The organism is Pectobacterium sp. HCp5_1 (genome assembly GCF_032905925.1).
Taxonomy (GTDB): Bacteria; Pseudomonadota; Gammaproteobacteria; order Enterobacterales; family Enterobacteriaceae; genus Pectobacterium; species Pectobacterium brasiliense_A.
The window spans coordinates 55,164-75,027 of record NZ_JAUMIO010000005.1 but is presented as its reverse complement, the minus strand read 5'-3'; the positions used below and the strand labels follow the sequence as shown (position 1 = coordinate 75,027).

15 protein-coding genes and 6 tRNA genes are annotated in these 19,864 nt (G+C 51.4%); 3 read left to right on the top strand and 18 right to left on the bottom strand.

Annotated elements, in window-relative coordinates; all coding sequences use genetic code 11:
- From Q3A88_RS05710 to miaB, 7 genes are all read right to left on the bottom strand, one after another.
- Positions 1 to 741: an amino acid ABC transporter permease gene (locus tag Q3A88_RS05710; protein WP_010285409.1), complete on the bottom strand. Its 741-nt coding sequence runs from the start codon at positions 739 to 741 to the stop codon at positions 1 to 3.
- A gap of 219 nt (positions 742 to 960) precedes the next feature.
- Positions 961 to 1,857 carry an amino acid ABC transporter substrate-binding protein gene (locus Q3A88_RS05705; protein WP_039503983.1) on the bottom strand — a complete coding sequence of 299 codons (897 nt, stop codon included), beginning with the start codon at positions 1,855 to 1,857 and terminating at the stop codon, positions 961 to 963.
- Positions 1,858 to 2,264: 407 nt separating this feature from the next.
- Positions 2,265 to 3,794 carry an apolipoprotein N-acyltransferase gene (gene lnt, locus Q3A88_RS05700; RefSeq protein WP_317177565.1) on the bottom strand — a complete coding sequence of 510 codons (1,530 nt, stop codon included), beginning with the start codon at positions 3,792 to 3,794 and terminating at the stop codon, positions 2,265 to 2,267.
- Between the two features lie 7 nt (positions 3,795 to 3,801).
- Entirely contained in the window at positions 3,802 to 4,680 is an 879-nt protein-coding gene (corC, locus tag Q3A88_RS05695) for a CNNM family magnesium/cobalt transport protein CorC (RefSeq protein WP_010285415.1), read from the bottom strand.
- A 128-nt stretch (positions 4,681 to 4,808) separates the two neighbouring features.
- Positions 4,809 to 5,288 carry an rRNA maturation RNase YbeY gene (ybeY, locus tag Q3A88_RS05690; protein ID WP_039287917.1) on the bottom strand — a complete coding sequence of 160 codons (480 nt, stop codon included), beginning with the start codon at positions 5,286 to 5,288 and terminating at the stop codon, positions 4,809 to 4,811.
- Positions 5,285 to 6,343 carry a PhoH family protein gene (locus Q3A88_RS05685; RefSeq protein WP_110163640.1) on the bottom strand — a complete coding sequence of 353 codons (1,059 nt, stop codon included), beginning with the start codon at positions 6,341 to 6,343 and terminating at the stop codon, positions 5,285 to 5,287. The genes ybeY and Q3A88_RS05685 overlap by 4 nt, the downstream gene beginning before the upstream one ends.
- A 256-nt stretch (positions 6,344 to 6,599) precedes the next feature.
- Entirely contained in the window at positions 6,600 to 8,024 is a 1,425-nt protein-coding gene (miaB, locus tag Q3A88_RS05680) for a tRNA (N6-isopentenyl adenosine(37)-C2)-methylthiotransferase MiaB (protein ID WP_317177564.1), read from the bottom strand.
- Positions 8,025 to 8,251: 227 nt separating this feature from the next.
- Here miaB and ubiF point away from each other — a divergent pair, with 227 nt between their 5' ends.
- Positions 8,252 to 9,418: a 3-demethoxyubiquinol 3-hydroxylase gene (gene ubiF, locus Q3A88_RS05675; RefSeq protein ID WP_233990063.1), complete on the top strand. Its 1,167-nt coding sequence runs from the start codon at positions 8,252 to 8,254 to the stop codon at positions 9,416 to 9,418.
- A 27-nt stretch (positions 9,419 to 9,445) separates the two neighbouring features.
- On the opposite strand, the gene Q3A88_RS05670 is transcribed toward ubiF, so the two are convergent.
- From Q3A88_RS05670 to nagB, 11 genes are all read right to left on the bottom strand, one after another.
- Positions 9,446 to 10,042: a hypothetical protein gene (locus tag Q3A88_RS05670; RefSeq protein ID WP_317177563.1), complete on the bottom strand. Its 597-nt coding sequence runs from the start codon at positions 10,040 to 10,042 to the stop codon at positions 9,446 to 9,448.
- A gap of 134 nt (positions 10,043 to 10,176) precedes the next feature.
- Positions 10,177 to 10,251: transfer RNA gene (locus tag Q3A88_RS05665), tRNA-Gln, on the bottom strand.
- A gap of 6 nt (positions 10,252 to 10,257) precedes the next feature.
- A tRNA-Met gene (locus Q3A88_RS05660) sits at positions 10,258 to 10,334 on the bottom strand.
- A gap of 53 nt (positions 10,335 to 10,387) precedes the next feature.
- A tRNA-Gln gene (locus tag Q3A88_RS05655) sits at positions 10,388 to 10,462 on the bottom strand.
- A gap of 35 nt (positions 10,463 to 10,497) precedes the next feature.
- Positions 10,498 to 10,572, bottom strand: a tRNA-Gln gene (locus Q3A88_RS05650).
- A gap of 56 nt (positions 10,573 to 10,628) precedes the next feature.
- Positions 10,629 to 10,713: transfer RNA gene (locus Q3A88_RS05645), tRNA-Leu, on the bottom strand.
- A gap of 8 nt (positions 10,714 to 10,721) precedes the next feature.
- Positions 10,722 to 10,798, bottom strand: a tRNA-Met gene (locus Q3A88_RS05640).
- 219 nt (positions 10,799 to 11,017) lie between these two features.
- Positions 11,018 to 12,682 carry an asparagine synthase B gene (gene asnB, locus Q3A88_RS05635; RefSeq protein WP_317177562.1) on the bottom strand — a complete coding sequence of 555 codons (1,665 nt, stop codon included), beginning with the start codon at positions 12,680 to 12,682 and terminating at the stop codon, positions 11,018 to 11,020.
- 203 nt (positions 12,683 to 12,885) lie between these two features.
- The gene (locus Q3A88_RS05630) at positions 12,886 to 14,109 is read right to left on the bottom strand and encodes an ROK family protein (protein WP_039275388.1); all 1,224 of its coding nucleotides are present in this window, start codon (positions 14,107 to 14,109) and stop codon (positions 12,886 to 12,888) included.
- 97 nt (positions 14,110 to 14,206) lie between these two features.
- On the bottom strand, positions 14,207 to 15,352 hold the full coding sequence (gene nagA, locus Q3A88_RS05625; RefSeq protein WP_317177603.1) for an N-acetylglucosamine-6-phosphate deacetylase: 1,146 nt from the start codon (positions 15,350 to 15,352) through the stop codon (positions 14,207 to 14,209).
- An 18-nt stretch (positions 15,353 to 15,370) separates the two neighbouring features.
- Positions 15,371 to 16,171: a glucosamine-6-phosphate deaminase gene (gene nagB / locus Q3A88_RS05620; RefSeq protein ID WP_039287901.1), complete on the bottom strand. Its 801-nt coding sequence runs from the start codon at positions 16,169 to 16,171 to the stop codon at positions 15,371 to 15,373.
- A gap of 358 nt (positions 16,172 to 16,529) precedes the next feature.
- Here nagB and nagE point away from each other — a divergent pair, with 358 nt between their 5' ends.
- Positions 16,530 to 18,026, top strand: a complete 1,497-nt coding sequence (gene nagE, locus Q3A88_RS05615) for an N-acetylglucosamine-specific PTS transporter subunit IIBC (protein ID WP_317177561.1) — start codon at positions 16,530 to 16,532, stop codon at positions 18,024 to 18,026.
- A gap of 175 nt (positions 18,027 to 18,201) precedes the next feature.
- On the top strand, positions 18,202 to 19,860 hold the full coding sequence (gene glnS / locus Q3A88_RS05610; protein ID WP_039275391.1) for a glutamine--tRNA ligase: 1,659 nt from the start codon (positions 18,202 to 18,204) through the stop codon (positions 19,858 to 19,860).
- Positions 19,861 to 19,864: the final 4 nt, after the last annotated feature.

The following is a 19,864-nucleotide window of genomic DNA, read 5'->3' as shown; positions in this document are numbered from 1 at the left end:
TTATTTGCTCCCCATATTGCCCGGCAAACGGGTTTTTCGCTCAACGACCTGCATAATCAACATAATGATGGCATTGATGCCAACGTACGCCAGCGTGATGGCGGTAAAGGATTCATACGCGTGGGCGGAATAGTCCAGCAGTTTTCCTGCCTGTGCCGCCATATCAACCAGACCAATCGTGGAAGCGATGGCCGAGTTTTTTACCAGGTTCAGCATCTCTGAAGTTAACGGCGGAACAATCACACGGTACGCATTCGGCAGTAACACATAGCGGTAGGTTTGCGGCAGCGTCAGGCCCATCGCCAGCCCGGCGGCTTTCTGGCCGCGTGGTAGCGATTGAATCCCTGCACGCACCTGCTCACAAACGCGCGCCGCGGTGAAGAGCCCCAGACAAATCATTGAGGACAGGAAGAATTGAATATTGGGATCGAGTTCGGCTTTAAACCACATACCGATGTTAACGGGAAGCAGTTCAGGAACCACCAGATACCAGGTAAAGAACTGGACAATCAGTGGGACGTTGCGAAATAGTTCGACGTAGCAGGTACCAATGCCCGCAAGGAAACGATTTGGGACGGTACGCAGGATTCCAAATAAAGAACCAATAAGAAAGGCGATAATCCAGGCACAGATAGATAGTGTGACGGTGACTTGCAGACCGGACAAAATCCACCCGAGGTAGGTTGTGTTGCCGAAGGGGGCTGCTTGTAGAAATATGCCCCAGTTCCAATCTATTGACATAACGAACTCCGGTAAAAAAAGGGTAGCGAAGCTACCCTGAAGATTGATGAGCGGCCATATTCCCGTTCTGTTTCAAACTACAGGTGTATTGTTTATTTTCCTGTTTATCGAAATTTCTCGGGGCAACATGTGATGGGGAACGACCATCACATGCCTGTCTGTCCTGCCACGAATCAGCAATCAGAGGGCAGATAGCTCTGCCCTTATTCTCATTATTAATTAGTTTAGTGCTTTGTCATTTGGCGCTTTGAACAGCGCTTTCATTTCGTCTGACAGTGCAAAGTTCAGGTTAAGATCTTTTGGTGGGATCGGTTGTTTGAACCAGCGATCGAACCACTTTTCAGCTTCACCGGAGGTCTGAACTTCAGCGATGGTGTCATCAACCAGTTTCTTGAATTGTGGATCGTCTTTACGCAGCATACAGCCGTAGGCTTCTTCAGACTGCGCTTTGCCCACGATATCCCACTGATCGGCGTTTTTCGCTTTCGCACGTTCACCCGCCAGCAGTGCATCATCCATCATAAAGGCAACAGCACGGCCGCTTTCCAGCGTACGGAAGGAGTCACCGTGGTCTTTCGCACTGATGATACGCATCTTCATTTGTTTTTCTTCATTCAGCTTGTTCAGCAGAACTTCAGAGGTGGTGCCGGAAGTCACTACGACGGTTTTACCCGCCAGATCCGGGAAGTCTTTTACGCCGGAATCTTTTTTGGTTAACAGACGCGTACCGACCACGAAAATAGTGTTAGAGAACGCGGCTTGTTTCTGACGTTCCAGGTTGTTAGTCGTTGAACCACATTCAAAATCAAAGGTACCGTTCTGCAACAGTGGGATACGGTTCTGAGAGGTGATAGGGAGTAGCTTGACCTGCAGATTAGGTGCATCCAGTTTTTTCTTAACCGCTTCGACAATTTTGTCAGAGTAGGCTTGAGAGTAGCCGACCACTTTTTGCGTGTTGTCATAGTAAGAAAAAGGCACGGACGATTCGCGGTGTCCAATGACGATCACGCCATTATCTTTGACCTTTTTCAATGTACCGGCCAGATCTTCAGCCTGAGCTACGCTGGCGGCGGTGCCAAGCAGAAGCAGTGATAATGCCAGTTTACGCATTTGCATGTTCTAACTCCTTTGCTGTCGTTATATACCCGTCATCTTCAAGTTAACATTGTCTTCAAGCTAACATCGTATTGCTGTATCACTCATAATGCTTTGCGACTTCTCTGTGATAACGCTGCACCGTTAAAGCGCGAAGTTACTGTCTATACAGTTAAAAAGTAGCTGATTGTAAATAGATTGAAATAGAAATGTTTGTTTTTTGCGATATCCGCCGCACCAAATAACAGCAATGTCAGAGGGTGGCACCAATTTGGTGCGTTACTTGCCCCAATAGAGAGCTTTACGCCGACGTAATATCCAAAAAAATACAGAAACAACCCTTTACAGAGTAATAAGAGGCAAATACCGTGCCATAAATAAAAAAAGGCATGCAAAAGCATGCCCTTAGGGATGTGAAGAGGGGCTGGCTATCGGCGACGCAAACCGAAGAAAACGGCAGCGACACCGCCCAGTAACGTAATGATCCAGAGCGGCCAGGAACCGAAGCGCGCATAAGGCGTTATCCCCGTTGCTGGCACGACCTGCGTGCTCAGCACCGCACGCGTAAACTGCGGCAGACTGGCGCTGACATTGCCATCAGGCGCAATCACCGCTGTGACGCCGTTATTGGTACTACGAACCAGAGGGCGACCTAATTCGAGTGCACGCATGCGTGCCATCTGGAAGTGTTGCCACGGGCCGATTGAATGACCAAACCAGGCATCGTTCGAGATGGTCAGCAGCATATCGGTGTCTGGCCTGAAGTTATCACGCAACTGCTGGCCTAAGATGATTTCATAACAAATGGCGGCATTGAGCTTGAAGCCGTGCACCGAAAGCTGAGGCTGAACGTAGTCTCCGCGGCTGAACGATGACATGGGGAGATCGAAGAACGGCGCCAGCGGGCGTAACAGCGTTTCCAACGGGACAAACTCGCCAAAAGGCACCAGATGGTTTTTGTTGTAACGGTTCGTTGTAGGGTAGTGGTACGGATCTTTGTCGCCTAACACGATAACCGAGTTATAAAAATCGGTTTTGTTACCCTCACGCCGGATATCGACGATACCCGTAATCAGGCTGCTATTGCGGCTACGCAGAATGTCGTCAATTTGCTTCAAATAGGCACCCTGACGGCTTTCAATATCAGGAATCGCCGTTTCTGGCCAGATAACGATGGGGGCCTTGTCCATATAAGGCAGGCTGTTATCCAGATAGATTTTCAGCGTGTTCAACAGCTCATCTTGTTCCCACTTCATGGCCTGAGGGATGTTGCCCTGAACCAGTGCGACATTGACGGCGCGTTCAGGTTGCAGGGTATACCACTGCACGTTGCGCAGCGGCCATGATAAAACGAAAACGCCGATGGCAATGGCTGCCGGTGCGATTTTTCGTTGATTGATGGCATAAACGAGTAGCCCGCTGAGGCTCATCAACAGGAAGGTAATGGTGTCAATGCCCAGAATGGGCGCGATACCTTTGAGCGGGCCGTCAATTTGGCTGTAGCCGAATTGCAGCCACGGAAAACCGGTGAGCACCCAGCCGCGCAAAAATTCAGTTAGCTGCCAGAGCACGGGAGCGGCAAGCACCAGACGCCACAGCGTTGTTTTCGGCCACAGGCGTGAGAGTAGGGCAGAAAACAGCAGAGGGTAGAGCGACAAATAGGCGGCGAGCAGAACGACCAGCGCAACATTGACAGGGCCCGGCATTCCGCCAAACTGCGCAATACTGACGTAAACCCAGTTAACGCCGCTACCGAACAGACCCAATCCCCAGCAAAATCCTATCCAGGCTGACTGACGACTCGTACGGTTGAGCGTCAGTGCCTGTAGGCCCATGAGCGAGATAATCGCCGCAGGCCAGAAATCAAAGGGAGAAAATGCCAGCGTGCCACAGGCACCAAATAAGAGCGCCAGCAGGGCTTTGACCTGCTGGCGTTGTAGAAAAGAAGCGACAAGCATTGCCAAATTATTCTTCCAATTTTGGTTGAGGGGCATTGTCAGGGATTCTGACATGAACCTGAATAATACGGCGGCTGTCCGCCATCGCAACCTTAAACAGGTAACCTTCTATGTCGATGGTTTCGCCACGGGCAGGAAGATGGCCGAAAGACTGCATCACCAAGCCGCCAATGGTGTCGACCTCATCATCGCTGAACCGTGTACCGAAAGCCTCGTTAAAATCTTCGATATCGGTTAACGCACGAACGGTGTAGGTCTGGCGATTAAGTTGACGAATATCTCTGTCTTCTTCATCGTCGTATTCGTCTTCAATTTCGCCGACAATCAGCTCAAGAATATCTTCAATCGTGACCAGGCCGGATACGCCACCAAACTCATCGATGACAATCGCCATGTGATAGCGCAGTGAGCGGAACTCATTCAGCATTCTATCAACGCGTTTACTTTCCGGCACAACCACGGCGGAACGCAGAACTTTATCCATACTGAAGGGCTCGGAATCGCTGCGCATAAACGGCAGCAAATCCTTCGCCATCAGGATGCCTTCAATGTGGTCTTTATCTTCGCTAATAACGGGGAAACGAGAATGGGCGGATTCGATAATCACGTCCAGACACTCTTCCAGCGTTTGATCGCGCTTGAGCGTAATCATCTGCGAGCGAGGGATCATGATGTCGCGTACACGCTGGTCGGCGATATCCATGACGCCTTCGAGCATATCTCGTGTTTCAGGATCGATCAGTTCATTCTGTTCGGAATCACGAATCAGAGTGAGTAAACCGTTACGATCTTTTGGCTCGCCGTGAAAAAGCTGATTAAGAATAAGAGAAAAGAAGCCCTTTTTGGGACTGGGTGCATCGCTGTTTTGAGAATGGTCGTCGCTCATGCGTTTTAATTAACATCACTCTTGTTAAGGGATTATTGCCAGCCGTTGGAATCGACACAGCGGCTGACGTGGAGCAGATTAGTACCCGATATCTTCCCGATCTCGGGCTAGATAAAATGTATTTCTATTTATTCGGTGAGGCCATCTTTTTCTGCAAGGTAAGGATCGGCATAGCCCATACTTTGCATAATCTCGGTTTCCAGCGCTTCCATTTCTTCGGCTTCGCTGTCTTCGATATGGTCATACCCTAGCAGATGCAGGCTACCATGGACAACCATGTGCGCCCAGTGCTCTTCTGCGGTTTTTTCCTGCTCTGCGGCTTCACGTTCGACAACCTGACGACAGATGATTAAATCACCAAGCAAAGGAAGCTCGACCTCAGGCGGTGCCTCGAAAGGAAACGACAGCACGTTGGTCGGCTTGTCTTTACCGCGATAGGTGTTATTCAGGTCGCGGCTTTCGGCCTCATCCACGATGCGGATCGTGACTTCAGAGACTTCCTGAAACTGTGGCAGAACACCTTCCAGCCAGCGCTGAAAGTCTTTTTCTTCCGGTAGCCCTTGTGCTTGCTCGCTGGCGATTTGTAAATCCAGAATCACCTGACTCATTTTTGCTCCTGATCTGATGCCGCAGCCTGTGCTTCACGCTTGCGCTGTTCTGCTAAGGCGTCTTTACGTTTCTGTTCGGCATTTTCCCACGCTTCATAGGCATTCACAATCCGTGCAACCACCGGATGGCGCACCACGTCTTCGCTGTGGAAAAAGTTAAAACTGATCTCTTCCACATCGGCCAGCACTTCTATTGCGTGGCGTAAGCCGGATTTCAGATTCTTCGGCAGGTCGATCTGCGTGACGTCACCGGTGATGACCGCTTTTGAGTTGAACCCGATGCGCGTCAGGAACATTTTCATTTGTTCGATGGTGGTGTTCTGGCTTTCATCCAGAATGATAAAGGCATCGTTCAGCGTTCGGCCACGCATGTAAGCCAGTGGCGCGACTTCAATGACGTTGCGTTCGATGAGCTTCTCTACGCGCTCAAAGCCCAGCATTTCAAACAGAGCATCGTAAAGTGGGCGCAGGTAAGGATCGACTTTCTGGCTCAGGTCGCCAGGCAGGAAGCCCAATTTCTCGCCAGCTTCGACGGCTGGGCGCGTTAACAGAATGCGGCGAATATCCTGACGTTCCAGTGCATCCACGGCGGCAGCGACGGCTAAGTAGGTTTTCCCCGTTCCCGCAGGGCCAACACCAAATGCGATGTCGTGATCGAGGATATTGGCGACATACTGCGCCTGATTCGGCGTGCGCGGTTTGATCACGCCGCGTTTGGTGCGGATGTTGACCACTTTGCCATAGTCAGGAACGTGTTCCGCAGACTGCTCCAGTACGCGAGATTCTTTAATCGCCAGGTGGATTTGCTCAGGATCGATATCACCGATGACGCCACGTACTGGGGCCGTATCGACATACAGACGTTGCAGGATATCGGCGGCAGCTTGCGTCAGCAGGTTTTTACCGACCAGCTTAAACTGGTTATCGCGGCGATTGATCTCGATGCCTAAGCGGCGCTCTAACTGCTTAATATTGTCATCAAACGGACCGCAAAGGCTGAGCAGGCGTTGGTTATCTGCGGGTTCAAGGGCAATCTCTTTTGTCGTTACGTTCAAATTATTCCTCTTGAGCGTTACTGCGCTGGCACTTTCTGCCTGCACAAAATGAACAGTTGTCAGACGGCCTGATGTGTCAGCCATATGAATGAATTATTCATCGTGAATGCCCGATGGTGCAAGTCACAATCATGATATTGGGATGCCGCCTCGCAAAAGCAAATGTAAGCGGCATGAAATTGAAGCGGATAGCTCGCCATAAAAAATGGGTGGCAAAGCCACCCATCAATCACGCTGAGACTGAAACGTACATCGGTTACGGCTGATAGAACCCGACGCCGATCTCATTCTCTTTGCGGGTACGCGCAATCACGGAAGACGGTGATTCATGTACGCGCAGATCCATTTGATCTTCGGTGCGCACCACGATGCCGCGCAGCGAGTTGGTATAAACATCAACGATTTCCACATCGACGAATTTACCGATCATATCCGGCGTGCCTTCGAAGTTGACTACGCGATTGTTTTCCGTACGGCCAGACAGCTCCATCACGCTCTTACGTGAGGTGCCTTCTACCAGAATACGCTGGACGGTGCCCAACATGAGGCGGCTAAACCGCATGGCCTGCTGGGTGATGCGCTCTTGCAGAAGATACAGACGCTGTTTTTTCTCTTCTTCCGGCACGTCATCGATCATATCCGCAGCCGGTGTCCCCGGACGGGCAGAGTAGACAAAGCTGTAGCTCATATCGAAATTCACATCGGTAATCAGCTTCATCGTCTGTTCAAAGTCAGCCTGCGTTTCGCCAGGGAAACCGACGATAAAGTCAGAACTGATCAGAATGCCCGGGCGTGCGTTGTGCAGTTTACGGATGATCGCTTTGTATTCCAGCGCGGTATGACGACGTTTCATCATCGTCAGCACGCGGTCAGAGCCGCTTTGTACTGGCAAATGCAGGAAGCTGACCAGCTCCGGCGTATCTTCATAGACGCTGATAATATCGTCTGTGAATTCAATCGGATGGCTGGTGGTAAAGCGTACGCGGTCGATCCCGTCAATAGCGGCAACCAGACGCAGCAACTCAGCAAAGGTGCAGATTTCACCGTCATAGGTTTCGCCGCGATAGGCGTTGACGTTCTGCCCAAGAAGGTTGACTTCACGCACGCCCTGCGCGGCCAGTTGAGCGATTTCGAACAACACATCGTCGCACGGGCGGCTGACTTCTTCGCCGCGGGTATAAGGCACCACGCAGAATGTGCAATATTTATTGCAGCCTTCCATGATGGAGACGAAAGCGGTTGGTCCTTCGGCTCGCGGCTCTGGCAGGCGGTCGAATTTTTCGATTTCAGGGAAACTGATATCCACGATAGGGCTACGGGTGCCCTGAACGTGATTAATCATTTCCGGCAGGCGGTGCAAGGTTTGCGGGCCAAAAATAACGTCAACGTAGTGCGCACGTTCACGAATATGCGCGCCTTCCTGTGAGGCCACGCAGCCACCGACACCAATAATCAGGTTCGGATTGAGATCTTTCAGCGTTTTCCAACGGCCAAGTTGATGGAAGACCTTTTCCTGCGCCTTTTCACGGATCGAACAGGTATTGAGCAGCAGGACATCAGCTTCTTCAGCGATTTCAGTCAGCTCATAGCCGTGCGTACTTCCCAGTAAATCAGCCATCTTCGATGAATCGTACTCATTCATCTGACAGCCCCAGGTTTTAATATGCAGTTTTTTTGTCATCGACTTACCATTACTCAGTGCGGATAAGAAAGATTCCCCTCATTTGGGGCGGGTATTGTAATCGCTCGCCGACGTTGTGACCAGCGCCGGAAACCACGCTGATTTGATAACGCCTTACTTTCTATAAAAATGCGGCTTTTCTGAAAAGTTACCCGTAAATCCAGTACACTATTTTCATGCATTTTTACTGGTGTGAATAAACCAGAACCAGAGAGGATAAAGCCAATATGCATTACGATGCGATTGTGGTTGGCGGTGGCATGGTCGGCGCGGCTGCGGCGCTTGGGTTGGCACAGCAAGGATTTCAGGTTGCCGTGGTTGAGCAGGAAATGCCGACGCCGTTTGATGCCGCCAGCCCGCCTGATTTACGGATCTCGGCGATTGGCTATGCGTCGGTTGCGCTATTGAAAGAACTGGGCGCATGGCAGCGGGTGCAGCAGATGCGCAGCGCGCCTTACCGTCGGTTGGAAACCTGGGAATGGGCGAATGCCAGAGTCGTTTTCGATGCTGCCGACATTCACCTGCCCGAGCTGGGTTTTATGGTGGAAAACCGCGTGTTGCAACGGGCGCTCTGGGAAAGTTTGCAGGAAGAGGAACGCTGTCACTGTTATTGCCCGGCTACGCCGCAGAACCTGCAACGCACTGATGATGGCTGGTGTTTACAGCTTGCCGATGGGCAGCAACTGATGGCTTCGCTGGTGGTGGGAGCTGATGGCGCGAATTCTCAGGTTCGCCAGTGGGCGGGGATTGGTATCAACGGCTGGCAGTACCGCCAGTCTTGTATGTTGATCGGCGTTGAGACCTCGCAGCCCCAGCAGGATGTGACCTGGCAACAGTTTACGCCGAGCGGCCCGCGTGCATTTTTGCCGCTGTTTGACCAGTGGGGATCGCTGGTGTGGTATGACAGTCCGCAGCGTATTCGTCAGCTTCAGGCGATGCCGCTTACACAGTTGGATAAAGAAATTGCGGCCGCGTTTCCTGAGCGATTGGGTCCGGTCAAGGCGCTCTCCGCTGGGTCATTCCCGTTGGTCAGACGCCATGCACAAACCTATATCAAGCCAGGCTTGGTGCTGTTGGGTGATGCCGCGCATACCATCAATCCGTTGGCGGGGCAGGGGGTTAATCTGGGGTATCGCGACGTTGAGGCGCTGCTGAACGTGTTGATTAATGCACGTAATGCAGGAGAGGAATGGGCTTCTGAGCGCGTGTTACGCCGCTATGAGTGCCGCCGTATGCCGGATAATCTGATGATGCAAAGTGGGATGGACCTCTTCTATAACGCGTTCAGTAATGCGTTACCGCCGCTGAGCTTTGCGCGCAATATGGCGCTGATGGTTGCACAGCGCGCTGGCGTGTTAAAACAGCGCGCCTTGAAATATGCCATTGGCGTCTGATGAATTGAATAATGAGGACGCCGCCCGCTACAGCACAGGCTCGGCGGTGAAGATAATATCGGTGTCCTCATTAGTTGTTGCCATAAAGCGAACATGTCCTATCTGCCTAACGCCTTTACCTGAGGCCTGGCTATCCTGAAGCAGGCCGAACATCATCTCGGTCATTTCAGGGCTTTCGAGACTATTTTCACCTGACAACGCCCCGCCCAATAGCGCAGAAAACGCGGCAGTGACGATTTGCAGATTCTGTCTTGTTGCATCGGGGGATTCTGACGCGGCGTTGAGTATCACAAGTCCATTAAGCTGTTGGCTTTTACTCTCTACCGACCCAATTAATCCGACGTGCTCATTAAAAATGTGCTGAAAATCATCGACGGACGTTCCCTTTTCCAACTTAACGGTCAATTCGAGAGGGATATTGAGTTTCTTCAGATTGGCATTCATCCGGTCAGCGAACGTTTGCGAAGACATCTTAAAAGAAGGGACGCTAGCAGCATCAGTCGGTGCGATGAAGCAAAACAGCAATGCCACGCTGAGTAACAGTTTGCTTAACTGCGCACGCATCACGGATCGCCGCAATTGGCTGAAACCATGAATAACAGAGGATGTCGATAAAACCTTCATGCCCGCCCTTTTGAGAAAATCGAATGATTGGTTTGCATATGTTAGCACCGGATGATGTTAATACCAGACATAACAAAACGGGGCGACATCTTTCGATTGTCGCCCCGTTTCTTTGCTGTTTTACCAGCTTTATTTGGCTGGGGTACGAGGATTCGAACCTCGGAATGCCGGAATCAGAATCCGGTGCCTTACCGCTTGGCGATACCCCAAAAATATGGTGGCTACGACGGGAATCGAACCTGTGACCCCAGCATTATGAGTGCTGTGCTCTAACCAGCTGAGCTACGTAGCCAAATGTACTGCTAATGTTACTTCACTTCAACAAATCTTCTACTATCAAGTAGATGGCTGGGGTACCTGGATTCGAACCAGGGAATGCTGGTATCAAAAACCAGTGCCTTACCGCTTGGCGATACCCCAACAGGACAACGAATTTTTCAGCATATGTTTTGAAATGGCTGGGGTACCTGGATTCGAACCAGGGAATGCCGGTATCAAAAACCGGTGCCTTACCGCTTGGCGATACCCCAATCACTACAAAACACTAACAAGCTTCGAAAAGCGATGTCAGACCGAGAAGATGATATGGTGCGGGAGGCGAGACTTGAACTCGCACACCTTGCGGCGCCAGAACCTAAATCTGGTGCGTCTACCAATTTCGCCACTCCCGCAAAAAAGATGGTGGCTACGACGGGAATCGAACCTGTGACCCCAGCATTATGAGTGCTGTGCTCTAACCAGCTGAGCTACGTAGCCATCTTTTCCGCGTCACCTTCATCGGCGTTGCGGGGCGCATTATGCGTAGTTGGCCTAATTGCGTCAACTAGTTTTTTCCCGAAAAGTGCCCTCAATGTACCGTTTGTTTGGGTTGTGAACAGTATGGTGAGAAAAACGCCAAAAAGCACGCATTCCCAGTCAATTAAGCGTACAAAAACGGGCCATGAAAGGCCCGTTGATTGAAGAAATTAAATCGAATTATTTGTAGGCTGACTGGTGTACGCCAACCGCACGGCCTGATGGATCATCCAGTTTCTTGAAAGATTCATCCCACTCAATCGCTTTAGCTGACGAACAGGCGACTGACGGGCCACCCGGTACGCATTCTGCTGCGCTTGGAACCGGGAACAGCTCTTCGAAGATTTCACGGTACAGATACGCTTCTTTGGAGCCCGGCGTGTTGTACGGGAAGCGGAAGCGAGCTGTCTCCAACTGCTGATCGGTAACCTGTTGAGCCGCTACTTCTTTCAGCGTATCAATCCAGCTGTAGCCTACGCCGTCAGAGAACTGTTCTTTCTGGCGCCATGCAACGCTGTGCGGCAGATAAGATTCAAAGCACTCGCGCAGGATGTGTTTTTCCATCTTGCCGTTGCCACACATTTTGTCGCGTGGGTTGATGCGCATCGCGACATCGAGGAAGTTTTTGTCCAGGAACGGTACGCGAGCTTCCACACCCCAGGCTGACATCGCTTTGTTCGCGCGGGCGCAGTCGTACTGGTGCAGTGCCAGCAGCTTACGCACGGTTTCTTCATGCAATTCTTTGGCGTTTGGCGCTTTGTGGAAATAGAGGTAACCGCCGAACACTTCGTCAGACCCTTCGCCTGACAGCACCATCTTGATGCCCATGGCTTTGATTTTACGGGACATCAGGTACATCGGCGTTGAGGCGCGAATCGTGGTGACGTCATAGGTTTCGATGTGATAAATCACGTCGCGAATCGCATCCAGCCCTTCCTGCACGGTGAAGTGAATTTCGTGGTGCACGGTGCCCAAGTGGTCAGCGACTTCCTGCGCGGCTTTCAAATCTGGCGCACCTTCCAAACCGACGGCGAAAGAGTGCAACTGAGGCCACCAGGCTTCACTACGCTCGTCATCTTCTACGCGACGTGCCGCATATTTTTTGGTGATTGCAGAGATAACGGAGGAATCCAGACCGCCAGAGAGCAACACGCCGTAGGGCACGTCAGACATCAGGTGGCTTTTCACCGCTTCTTCCAGCGCATCGCGCAGCGCTTCTTTATCCGTTTCGTTGTCTTTTACTGCGTCATAATCAAACCAGTCGCGCTGGTAATACTCGCGAATTTCACCGTCTTTGCTCCACAGGTAGCTGCCAGCCGGGAATTCTTTGATGGTGCGGCAAACTGGCACCAGCGCTTTCATTTCAGAAGCGACATAGAGGTTGCCGTGCTCATCGTAACCCATGTACAGCGGGATGATGCCGAGGTGGTCACGGCCAATCAGATAGGCGTCTTTTTCGCTGTCATACAGGGCAAAGGCGAACATGCCGCGCAGTTCATCCAGAAATTCAGGGCCTTTTTCCTGATACAGCGCCAGAATTACTTCGCAGTCGGAGCCAGTCTGGAACGCGTAACGGTCACCGTATTGCTGACGCAATGCCTGATGGTTATAAATTTCACCGTTAACGGCCAAAATGTGGGTGCGCTCGGCGTTGTAAAGCGGCTGTGCGCCCGTGTTGACGTCAACAATAGACAGACGTTCGTGAGCCAGAATGGCTTTGTCGCTGGCATAAACGCCGGACCAGTCTGGCCCGCGGTGACGCATTAAACGGGATAACTCCAGCGCTTTCTTACGCAGTTCAACAGGATCGCTTTTCAGATCAAGCACACCAAAAATAGAACACATACATGACTCCCAGTAATGACAGATTCGAACTCAGTGCCATTGATTTAGCATCAAAGTGCCATAGGAATTCAATATTATTTAATGAAAAAAGCCATCGACGTGGTGTTTCGTTAATTTATTCGGTTTTTTGGTGTTGATTCGTCAAATTCATGGAAGGGAAAGGCCGGATTTTTAGGGATTACATAATCCGGCCAGAAAGGGAATCAGGCATTTTCAAGTAATTGCTGTAGCAGCACGCCGTTCAGCATTGCCCGTTTGACCAGGGCGAACGCGCTGATAGCGGAAAGATGGTTGAGGCTGGAGATCTCAATCGGCAGGTTGTGACGAAATTCTTTCAGCACCTGCGCGTTGATGCAGCGTTGAATCGCGGGAAGCAGCGTTTTTTCTGCTTCGGTGATTTCACCGGCAATCACGACTTTCTGAGGATTAAACAGGTTGATGGCGATGGACAGCGCTTTGCCCAGATTGAGTCCGGCCTGTTCGATAACTTCACGGGCGAGGGCATCACCACGGTTTGCCGCTTTGCAAATCGCAGAAATCGTACAGCTATCGATAGAAAGCTTGCTGGGGTAGCCCTGACCCAGCAGGTGCTGTACGCGTTGTTCAATGGCGGCGTTGGCGACGACGGTTTCCAGACAGCCGAAATTGCCGCAGTGGCAGCGATCGCCAAGTGGATCGATCTGAATATGGCCGATCTCGCCCACGTTGCCGTTACTGCCGAGAAAAATTTGCCCGTTAACGAGAATACCCGCGCCTGTGCCGCGATGGACGCGTACCAGGATGGAATCCAGTGAATCGTGGGTGGCACCGAAATAGTGTTCTGCCAGCGCCAGGCTGCGGATATCGTGACCGACAAAGCTGGTGACGTTGAAGTGACGTTGTAGATTTTCGACCAATTGCCAGTTATTTACGCTGATGTGTGGCATATAGCGGACGATGCCTGCAACGGGATCAACCAGCCCCGGCAGCACAACCGAGATCGCAATGAGCTCGCGAATACGGCGCTGATGGCTGGCGATAAAGCCGCTGATAACGTGAAAGAGTGCGGCTTCTAGCGACTCCTGCGTTTTTTCTTGCAGATCGTAGTGCGCTTCTTCCAGCGCTTTTCCCTGCAAATCGTACAGCGCAATGGTGACGTCATAGCGACCAAGGCGTACCGCTATGGTATGGAAAGGGCGGTTTTCGGTGATAATCGAAATGGCACGTCTGCCACCAGTGGAAGCCTGTTGATCGACTTCTTTGATGAGCCCACGTTCCAGAAGCTGGCGGGTGATTTTGGTCACGCTGGCGGGGGCAAGCTGGCTTTGTTCTGCTATCTGAATCCGCGAGATCGGACCCTGCTGGTCAATCAGGCGGTAAACCACCGCGCTGTTTAGTTGCTTAACCAGATCGACATTCCCTATCTGCGCTTGTCCGCCTGTGGTCATTAAGAAGTTACTCGCTTAGGTTTAACTCAACGTTGGGGTAAACCTTATCTCAGTTTACCTCAACGTATTTCCGCTTTACCCCAAGGCGTTTCTCGTTTTATCCCCAAACAGGATTACCGTTAACAAACGTCTTGAGAATGTGATAGTCACGGTCAAAGACGGTCAGGTTGGCCACTTTACCGCTTTCAATACTGCCTAACTGCTTATCCACGCCGATGGCGCGCGCAGGGTAGAGCGTTGCCATCCGAATCGCTTCATCCAGCGCGATGCCCGCATGTTCAACGCTATTACGTACGGCGTCGATCATCGTCAGTGCCGAACCGCTCAGGGTGCCGTGTTCATCGACACAAATACCATCACGGTAGTATATGGTTTTACCAGCAAAAATGAACTGGTCAATATCTGCGCCAGCCGGTGCCGTGGCGTCGGTCACCAGCACCAGTTTATCGCCCTTGATACGTTTACTGTTGCGAATATTGGCCCAGTCAACGTGTCGTCCATCCGCGATAATACCGCAATAGACTTCCGGGGCGTCGTAAATCGCGCCGACCAATCCGGGTTCGCGGCCTGTCAGATACGGCATGGCGTTGAACAGGTGGGTAGCGAAACGAATACCAGCGGCAAAACCCAGCTTCGCCTCTTCCCAGGTGGCGTTGGAATGCCCCGCAGAGACGATAATGCCAGCCGCTGTTAGCTGACGGATAACCGACGGTTCGACTTCTTCCGGCGCCAGCGTGATTTTCGTAATGGCATCCGCGTTGGCGCACAGGAAGTCGACGAGTTCCTGCGTTGGTTTGCGAATAAAGGCAGGGTCATGTGTGCCTTTCTTGAGTACATTCAGCCACGGACCTTCGAGATGCAGCCCAAGCGCCTGATGCTTATTCTGTGCCAGCCAGTCTCTCATCACAGCGATGCTGTGCTTCATAAATGCATCGCTGGAGGTAATCAGCGTAGGTAAAAAACTGGTACAGCCTGAACGCTCGTTCGCCTGCTGCATGATCTCCAGCGTCTTGACGGAGATCGTGTCCAGCGAGTCGTTGAACTGCACGCCGCCGCAGCCGTTCAACTGGAGATCAATAAAACCCGGGGCGAGGAACGCACCGCTCAGGTCGTGTTGTTCAATACCGGCAGGAAGCTCGGCAAGTGGGCAGACTCGCTCGATCAGCCCATCGGCAATCACGACGGCGTGATTATCCAGAATCTGATGGCCGGTGAAAATCCGGCTATGGGTTAATGCGTACATCATCGACTCCCGCATCGGTTAGAGATTTTTCATGCTTTCCGTTTCTAATTCACGGAAATATTTAACAGTTTTTACCTTCAGTTCCATTGTTGAAGGCTCGTCACAGACCATGATGGCTTTGGCGTGAAGCTGCAGACAGCTGATGGTCCACATATGGTTAACGTTGCCTTCTACCGCAGCCTGTAGCGCCTGCGCCTTGTTACGACCGGTCACCAGAATCATCACTTCTTCGGCATCCAGCAGCGTACCGACGCCCACGGTCAGGGCAAATTTAGGCACCAGACTGACGTCCCCGCCGAAGAAACGGGAATTGGCGATACGGGTTTCTTCTGTCAACGTTTTGATGCGGGTGCGGGAGGCCAGAGAGGAGGCGGGTTCATTGAAGGCGATATGTCCATCATTGCCCACGCCGCCCATGAAAAGATGAATTTTCCCGTAGGACTTTATTTTCTCTTCATAACGGCGACATTCTGCTGTGGTGTCTTCTGCGTTGCCGTTCAACAGGTTAATGTTTTCACGCGGAATATCAACGTGATTGAAGAAATTCTGATGCATGAAGGTATGATAGCTTTCTGGATGGTCGGTCGGCAGGCCGACATATTCATCCATATTGAAGGTGACAACGTGTTTGAAGCTCACCAGACCGGCTTTGTGCATGGCGACCAGCGATTTGTAGGCCTCCAGCGGTGAACTTCCCGTCGGCAATCCCAGAATAAAAGGGCGCTCTGCGCTGGGCTTGAAAGCGTTAATTTTCTCAACGATGTGGCGGGCGGCCCATTTTCCGACGTCGGCGGCGGTGGTTAAAGGAATGAGTCTCATCGGCGCTCTCCTGATTTTTTAGTGGAATTAAATACGTTATTGCGCAAATCGCGCCAGTTGCGCGTTTTGTCTATGCATTAAAATTAGTCTACTCCGTTTTTTTTAATCTTGAAATAAGTTGGGGTTTTATTCAGGTATAAACTTTTTGTATGCAGTTTTTTGGTGATTTTTATCACATAATTACGGGGTTTAATTTGTGTAGCGAATTATTTTTCTTACACTCCCCCTAAGAACCACCGCTGCCACGTTTTCTCGACAATGACGTTTTCGACAGCGACGTTCTTCGGCAGTGAAATTTATTGGCAGGTTTGTTTGCCCCACAACATTTCATTACCTCGCAAAGGTAAGAGAGGGAAAAGTGAGTACTCTGAGCTATTTACAAAAAGTCGGTCGGGCATTGATGGTGCCTGTTGCGACGCTGCCTGCTGCCGCTATCCTGATGGGGATAGGTTACTGGATTGATCCGGTTGGCTGGGGAAGCGAGAACGCGTTGGCGGCTCTCCTCATCAAATCGGGTGAGGCGATTATCGGACATATGGCCGTGCTGTTTGCTGTTGGTGTCGCGTACGGTATGTCGAAAGATAAAGATGGTGCGGCGGCATTGACCGGTTTTGTCGGTTATCTGGTGCTGACCACGCTGTGTTCACCGGCCGTTGTTGCCATGATCCAACGGATCCCTGTTGAACAGGTACCCGCCGCATTTGGCAAGATTGAAAACCAGTTCATCGGGATTCTGGTCGGTGTCATGTCCGCCGAGCTGTATAACCGCTTTAGTCAGGTTGAGTTGCCTAAGGCGCTGTCGTTCTTCAGCGGACGCCGTTTGGTTCCGATTCTGGTTTCTTTCCTGATGATTCTGGTGGCGTTCATTTTAATGTACGTCTGGCCGGTGATTTACAATGCGCTGGTGTCGTTCGGTGAACACATTCAACAGATGGGGTCGGTCGGCGCTGGGGTTTATGCCTTCTTTAACCGCTTGTTGATTCCTGTTGGATTGCACCATGCGCTGAATTCCGTGTTCTGGTTTGATGTCGCGGGTATCAACGACATTCCTAACTTCCTGGCCGGCCAACAGTCTATCGATTCTGGTAAAGCTGTCGTGGGGATCACCGGACGTTATCAGGCAGGCTTCTTCCCGATTATGATGTTCGGTTTGCCGGGTGCCGCGCTGGCGATTTATCACTGCGCACGCCCTGAAAACAAAAGCAAAGTGGCCGGGATTATGCTGGCGGCGGCATTTGCTTCCTTCTTTACCGGGATCACCGAGCCGCTGGAATTCTCCTTCATGTTTGTTGCGCCGGTGTTGTATTTCCTGCATGCGCTGCTGACCGGTTTTTCTGTCTTTATCGCAGCCAGCATGCATTGGATTGCCGGTTTTGGTTTCAGTGCGGGTCTGGTCGATATGGTGCTGTCCTCACGTAACCCGCTGGCCACCCAGTGGTACATGCTGCTTGCTCAGGGGCTGGTATTCTTCGTCATTTACTATCTGGTGTTCCGCTTTACCATCACTCGCTTCAATCTGTTAACGCCAGGGCGTGAGCTGGCTGTGAGCGGTAGCGAAGCCGATGGCTATGACGTGAGCACGGCGTCTGCGGGCGAGAAATCAAGCGATACGGCGACGCTGGCGCGGGGCTATTTGCAGGCGCTTGGCGGAAAAGCCAATCTGACGGGCATTGATGCCTGTATCACACGTCTGCGTTTGAACGTGGCTGATTCTTCTCTGGTTGATGATGCACAGGCAAAACGTCTTGGTGCGGCGGGCGTTATTCGTCTGAATAAGCAGAGCGTACAGATTGTGGTAGGTACGCAGGCTGAATCGATAGCGACCGCGCTGAAAGCCGAGTATGACAAGGTGTAATACGACGATGTTGATCGTTTAACGCGGTGTTATACCGATGAAATGGATAGGGCGAGATAGCAATCTCGCCCTTTTTTTTCGTTATGAATAATTAAATGAAACTAACGGTTGTTTCCCAGCGTAGCTTGTTGGATCATTGTCGGTTATACGTCGTTTTAGCATTGAGGAATGAAGAATGAGTGAGGCTGAAGCCCGCCCAACCAACTTTATCCGTCAGATTATTGATGAAGATCTGGCGTCCGGTAAGCATGACCATATTCAGACGCGTTTCCCGCCAGAGCCGAACGGCTATCTGCATATTGGGCATGCAAAGTCTATTTGCCTGAATTTTGGTATCGCGCGTGACTATCAGGGGCAATGCAACCTGCGTTTTGACGATACTAATCCGGTAAAAGAAGACATCGAATACGTTGAGTCGATCAAACGTGACGTTGAGTGGCTGGGTTTTTCATGGAGCGGCGACGTTCGCTATTCTTCTGATTATTTCGATCAACTGCACGCTTATGCGGTTGAGCTGATCGGTAAAGGGCTGGCTTACGTTGATGAACTGACGCCTGAGCAGATTCGCGAATACCGCGGTACGCTGACGGCACCGGGAAAAAACAGCCCTTACCGCGATCGCACCGTGCAGGAAAACCTGACGCTGTTTGAAAAAATGCGTAACGGTGGGTTTGCGGAAGGTACAGCCTGTCTGCGTGCAAAAATCGATATGGCATCGTCCTTTATCGTGATGCGCGATCCGGTGTTGTATCGCATTAAATTTGCCGATCACCACCAGACGGGCAACAAGTGGTGCATCTACCCGATGTATGACTTCACCCACTGCATTTCCGATGCGCTGGAAGGGATCACGCATTCGCTGTGTACGCTGGAATTCCAGGACAACCGTCGTCTGTATGACTGGGTGCTGGATAACATCACTATTCCTTGCCATCCACGTCAGTACGAGTTCTCTCGCCTCAATCTTGAATACGCGATTATGTCCAAGCGTAAGCTGAACCAGCTGGTTGTGGAAAACGTCGTTGAAGGATGGGACGATCCGCGTATGCCGACCATCTCTGGTTTGCGTCGTCGTGGTTATAGCGCAGCCTCTATCCGTGAATTCTGTGTGCGCATCGGCGTAACGAAGCAGGATAACAACGTGGAAATGGCCGCGCTTGAATCCTGTATCCGCGACGACCTGAATGAGAACGCGCCGCGTGCCATGGCGGTGCTGGATCCGGTCAAAGTCGTGATCGAGAACCTGTCAGCCGAGCACGAAGAGTTTGTCGCGATGCCAAACCATCCGAACAAGCCAGAAATGGGTTCACGTCAGGTCGCATTCAGCCGCGAAGTTTACATCGATCGTGCTGACTTCCGTGAAGAAGCTAACAAGCAGTACAAGCGTCTGGTGCTGGGTAAAGAAGTGCGTCTGCGTAACGCTTATGTGATCAAAGCAGAACGCATTGAAAAAGACGAGCAGGGTACTATCACCACGATCTACTGTAGCTATGATGCGGAAACGCTGAGCAAAGATCCGGCTGATGGTCGTAAAGTGAAAGGCGTTATCCACTGGGTTTCTGCGGCACACGCTGTACCAGCTGAATTCCGCTTGTACGATCGCCTGTTCAGTGTGGCAAACCCTGGCGCGGCGGAAGACTTCCTGTCGACGATTAATCCAGATTCACTGAAAATTACGCAAGGTTTTGTGGAAGCAAGCCTGGCGCAGGCAGAAGCAGAGAAAGCGTATCAGTTTGAGCGTGAAGGCTATTTCTGTGCTGACCGCGTTTACTCCAGTGCAGAACATCTGGTGTTTAACCGTACGGTTGGACTACGTGATACCTGGGTAGGCTAAGGCC

Excerpts from the sequence above, each read along its gene's own strand:
- glnS (WP_039275391.1), top strand. The coding sequence starts at position 18,202 with ATGAGTGAGGCTGAAGCCCGCCCAACCAACTTTATCCGTCAGATTATT.
- nagA (WP_317177603.1), bottom strand. The coding sequence starts at position 15,352 with ATGTACGCATTAACCCATAGCCGGATTTTCACCGGCCATCAGATTCTG.
- Q3A88_RS05710 (WP_010285409.1), bottom strand. The coding sequence starts at position 741 with ATGTCAATAGATTGGAACTGGGGCATATTTCTACAAGCAGCCCCCTTC.
- ybeY (WP_039287917.1), bottom strand. The coding sequence starts at position 5,288 with ATGAGTCAGGTGATTCTGGATTTACAAATCGCCAGCGAGCAAGCACAA.
- lnt (WP_317177565.1), bottom strand. The coding sequence starts at position 3,794 with ATGCTTGTCGCTTCTTTTCTACAACGCCAGCAGGTCAAAGCCCTGCTG.
- Q3A88_RS05705 (WP_039503983.1), bottom strand. The coding sequence starts at position 1,857 with ATGCAAATGCGTAAACTGGCATTATCACTGCTTCTGCTTGGCACCGCC.
- ubiF (WP_233990063.1), top strand. The coding sequence starts at position 8,252 with ATGCATTACGATGCGATTGTGGTTGGCGGTGGCATGGTCGGCGCGGCT.
- corC (WP_010285415.1), bottom strand. The coding sequence starts at position 4,680 with ATGAGCGACGACCATTCTCAAAACAGCGATGCACCCAGTCCCAAAAAG.
- Q3A88_RS05630 (WP_039275388.1), bottom strand. The coding sequence starts at position 14,109 with ATGACCACAGGCGGACAAGCGCAGATAGGGAATGTCGATCTGGTTAAG.
- Q3A88_RS05670 (WP_317177563.1), bottom strand. The coding sequence starts at position 10,042 with ATGAAGGTTTTATCGACATCCTCTGTTATTCATGGTTTCAGCCAATTG.
- miaB (WP_317177564.1), bottom strand. The coding sequence starts at position 8,024 with ATGACAAAAAAACTGCATATTAAAACCTGGGGCTGTCAGATGAATGAG.
- asnB (WP_317177562.1), bottom strand. The coding sequence starts at position 12,682 with ATGTGTTCTATTTTTGGTGTGCTTGATCTGAAAAGCGATCCTGTTGAA.
- nagB (WP_039287901.1), bottom strand. The coding sequence starts at position 16,171 with ATGAGACTCATTCCTTTAACCACCGCCGCCGACGTCGGAAAATGGGCC.